Source organism: Desulfofundulus sp. (assembly GCF_049701015.1).
Taxonomy (GTDB): Bacteria; Bacillota; Desulfotomaculia; order Desulfotomaculales; family Desulfovirgulaceae; genus Desulfofundulus.
Genome location: NZ_JBNATZ010000295.1, coordinates 1 through 2,857, shown reverse-complemented (window position 1 = coordinate 2,857; position 2,857 = coordinate 1). Strand labels below are relative to the sequence as shown.

Genomic DNA, 2,857 nt, shown 5'->3' with positions numbered 1-2,857 from the left:
GGTGACGTCTTACGTCAATGCAGCAGTGAATAGTGTGTTGCATCCGAGTCCGCAAGCTGTTCTTCGCGAAGATGCTGCTGGTGACCAGACAGAGAATGAGAGGTATGTGCAACCGCAAAACGCGGCCAGCATCATCAAGAAAAGGGATTTACGACCTTCACCTCGCCATAATACTGCCCGGGGTTCAGGTCTTCAGACCAGATCACTCTGCAATCCAGCGCCTCGGCGCTGCGAATAATCATCGCGTCCCAGAAGGATATGGCGTACCGCCGGTGAATCCTGATGGCCTCCAGCACGTCACCGGCATCCGGCGTGTGCACGCGCCAGTGCGACAGATACCCAATGATCCGTGATGCCGTTTCCGGCGGAAGCGGCTTCCGGACCTTTTGGGTTACCGTCACGTAGAACTCCTGCAATACCTGCACGCTGAGGCAGCCGTTGCCCGATTGCCAGAGTTCTGCGACCAGAGCCTTAGCCCGGGCATGCTTTTCCCCGGCTGAGGTATCGTGGGCATAAACCAGCACGTTGGTATCCACAAACTGCCGGTCGCCATTTTTACCGCTCATAAAGATCGCTCCTGGTCCACACGATGTTTCCCTTTGTCGCCAGGTCAAACTCGTCCAGCATGGCCAGGTGGCACTCCTTTGCCTTGCGGTACTCGTCTTCCCTCCGCGTGAGGTCCTCGAGTAACTGGGTGAGAAGACCGGAGAGCGAGATCCCTCGCTCAATAGCGATATGTTTTGCCCGGCGCAGCACTTCCTTAGGTAGCGAAAGGGTAACATTCTGGTACTCCACGTGCTCCACCTCCACGTAACTAAGTGTATCACTTATTTGCGTGACAAATCAAGTTGTCCGGCACAAGTTCCTGTGTTCCAGCCTACGGGGAAATGGTCCGGACCGGCGACGGGGCTGCGTTCGGTCCGGGGCTCCTGATGGTTCTCCGGTGGTTGGTAGCGTATTGCTCTACCGCGCGCCGGGTCCCGTACCGGCTGTGTTGGGAAGTCCCCTGGCAATCGAGAGGCCGACGCGCTTACCGAAGTACCACAAACCGCGAACCGCCGAGTCCGGAATGCTACTCCTGCGGGGCGGGCTTAGTATTGCAACAGGCTCTGCGGTATGGTAGATTGATGCTGGTGGATAGTTAGACATTTTTCTAAATATCTAAATGTAAGTAGCCGTTTGCGCGGCTGGCAGGTGGACAATGATGTTAAGTTTGGTTTTTAAAGCGCTGGCGGACGAAACGCGGCGGGAAATCCTGCGGCTCCTGCGGGAAGGCGACCGCACGGCGGGGGAAATCGCCGGACGGTTCGACCTGACCAAGCCGACCATCTCCCACCACCTGGGCGTGCTCAAGCAGGCCAACCTGGTGCAGGACTACCGGAAGGGCCAGCACGTTTACTACTCCTTGAACACGACCGTTTTCCAGGAGACGGCGGCCTGGTTTCTGGCGGTTATGGAGGGGAGGGGGCGAAAGGATGCGGGTAAGGCGGTCGGGAAGCGGAAAGCCGGTAGGGATGAACGGGAGGGTGGTAAAGCATGCGGAAAGAGAATAAAAGCGAAGGTTATTCCCTCAACTGGAAGGCCTTAAAGCCGGACTGGCCGCTGTGGGTGATCCTGGCGGGGCTCATTATTGCGGGATTTCTCCTTTACCCTATGCTTCCGGAGCAGGTGCCCGTTCACTGGAACATCCGGGGCGAGGTGGACCGCTACGGCTCGCGGGCCTATGGGGCCTTCTTCGCACCGCTTTTGACTTGCGGTCTTTACGCGCTGATGCTGGTGATGCCCTTGATCGACCCGTGGCGCGAGAATTACGTCCGTTTTGGTGGTGTTTACCGGTTGCTGCGCTGGAGCCTGGTGCTCTTTATGGCCGGCATCTACGCTGCGGCTACGGCGGCAGCCCTCGGGTACGGCTTGGATATAGGCCTGTTGGTTAAAGGCGGCGTTGCTCTCCTCTTTGTCGCCGTAGGCAATGTTATGGGACAGGTACAACCCAATTTCTTTGTCGGCATCCGGACACCCTGGACCCTGGCCAGCACGGAGGTCTGGCGGCGCACCCACCGCCTCGCGGCCAAAGTATGGGTGCTGGGCGGTCTGATCTGTCTCGTTCTGGCACCGGTGCGTTCGTCCGCAGGCGCGTACGTGTTTTTCGCGTGCGTGGCCGTGATGGGGCTGGCGCCGATGATCTACTCGTACGCTATTTTCAGACGGCTGAGAAACTAGTCTCTCTTGTCGGGAGGGATGAGTGGCCGGCGGCAAATAGAACAAGCAGAGGTTGAGTCGCGCGCAATCAGGTCGCATGGTTACCTGTTTCGGCGAGAACAAGAAGAGCTTATCAGCTGGAGACAGGAGAATACGATGAGATGAGTTACCAGTTAAGTTATCTCGACTACGTGAGAATTACTGCCGTTCGGCGGGAGCGGCTGGGTAACATCCCGGTGGGGACATCTGGAACCAAGGCTATTCCTCGGTAAAGGCGTACCGGGAGGCGTTCGAACGGATATACGGCTTTTGGGAACCGAGCGCCGAGGTGTGGGTGGTGAGTTCGAGCTGATCAGGCAATCCTGACCGTTTTTGCAATTTTGTCATGGCTACTTTACATTTTGACTCCCAATTTTGTAAAGCACATTGAGCATTTTGGCTGTTCGGCTGGGTCATGTTGCCAATCCCCGCCGCATCAAAACTGTTCTGATGGAGCGCAGTGAGAAGACAGCTTCCGGTTTCGTGGCGTCGCTCCCACGCCAGAGTTCGCAGCGGTGTTTGCCGTCTTCTTCGTAGATGATGAACAATTTCCAATAGCCCCGATCAAATTCATATTTTTCCCAGGTTTGGCGGCCGGTCCAGTATTCGCTCATATAAG

General features: G+C 56.8%; 5 protein-coding genes. 2 read left to right on the top strand and 3 right to left on the bottom strand.

The window, feature by feature from the left end:
• Nucleotides 1-134 precede the first annotated feature (134 nt).
• Together ACPLUI_RS13455 and ACPLUI_RS13450 are read right to left on the bottom strand one after the other, a co-directional pair.
• The gene (locus ACPLUI_RS13455; protein WP_424660763.1) at nucleotides 135-566 is read right to left on the bottom strand and encodes a PIN domain-containing protein; all 432 of its coding nucleotides are present in this window, start codon (nucleotides 564-566) and stop codon (nucleotides 135-137) included.
• Nucleotides 556-795 (bottom strand): DUF6364 family protein, encoded by a 240-nt coding sequence (locus ACPLUI_RS13450; protein ID WP_424660762.1) that lies wholly within the window; start codon nucleotides 793-795, stop codon nucleotides 556-558. The genes ACPLUI_RS13455 and ACPLUI_RS13450 overlap by 11 nt, the downstream gene beginning before the upstream one ends.
• A 406-nt stretch (nucleotides 796-1,201) precedes the next feature.
• On the opposite strand from ACPLUI_RS13450, the gene ACPLUI_RS13445 reads away from it, so the two are divergent.
• Nucleotides 1,202-1,588: an autorepressor SdpR family transcription factor gene (locus ACPLUI_RS13445; protein ID WP_424660761.1), complete on the top strand. Its 387-nt coding sequence runs from the start codon at nucleotides 1,202-1,204 to the stop codon at nucleotides 1,586-1,588.
• The gene (locus ACPLUI_RS13440; RefSeq protein WP_424660760.1) at nucleotides 1,537-2,220 is read left to right on the top strand and encodes an SdpI family protein; all 684 of its coding nucleotides are present in this window, start codon (nucleotides 1,537-1,539) and stop codon (nucleotides 2,218-2,220) included. The genes ACPLUI_RS13445 and ACPLUI_RS13440 overlap by 52 nt, the downstream gene beginning before the upstream one ends.
• Before the next feature lie 431 nt (nucleotides 2,221-2,651).
• Here ACPLUI_RS13440 and ACPLUI_RS13435 read toward each other — a convergent pair.
• The coding region (locus tag ACPLUI_RS13435) for a hypothetical protein (protein WP_424660759.1) at nucleotides 2,652-2,857 on the bottom strand (206 nt) is incomplete at its 5' end.

Coding starts and splice junctions, on each gene's coding strand:
- ACPLUI_RS13440 (WP_424660760.1), top strand. CDS start 1,537: ATGCGGAAAGAGAATAAAAGCGAAGGTTATTCCCTCAACTGGAAGGCC.
- ACPLUI_RS13455 (WP_424660763.1), bottom strand. CDS start 566: ATGAGCGGTAAAAATGGCGACCGGCAGTTTGTGGATACCAACGTGCTG.
- ACPLUI_RS13445 (WP_424660761.1), top strand. CDS start 1,202: ATGATGTTAAGTTTGGTTTTTAAAGCGCTGGCGGACGAAACGCGGCGG.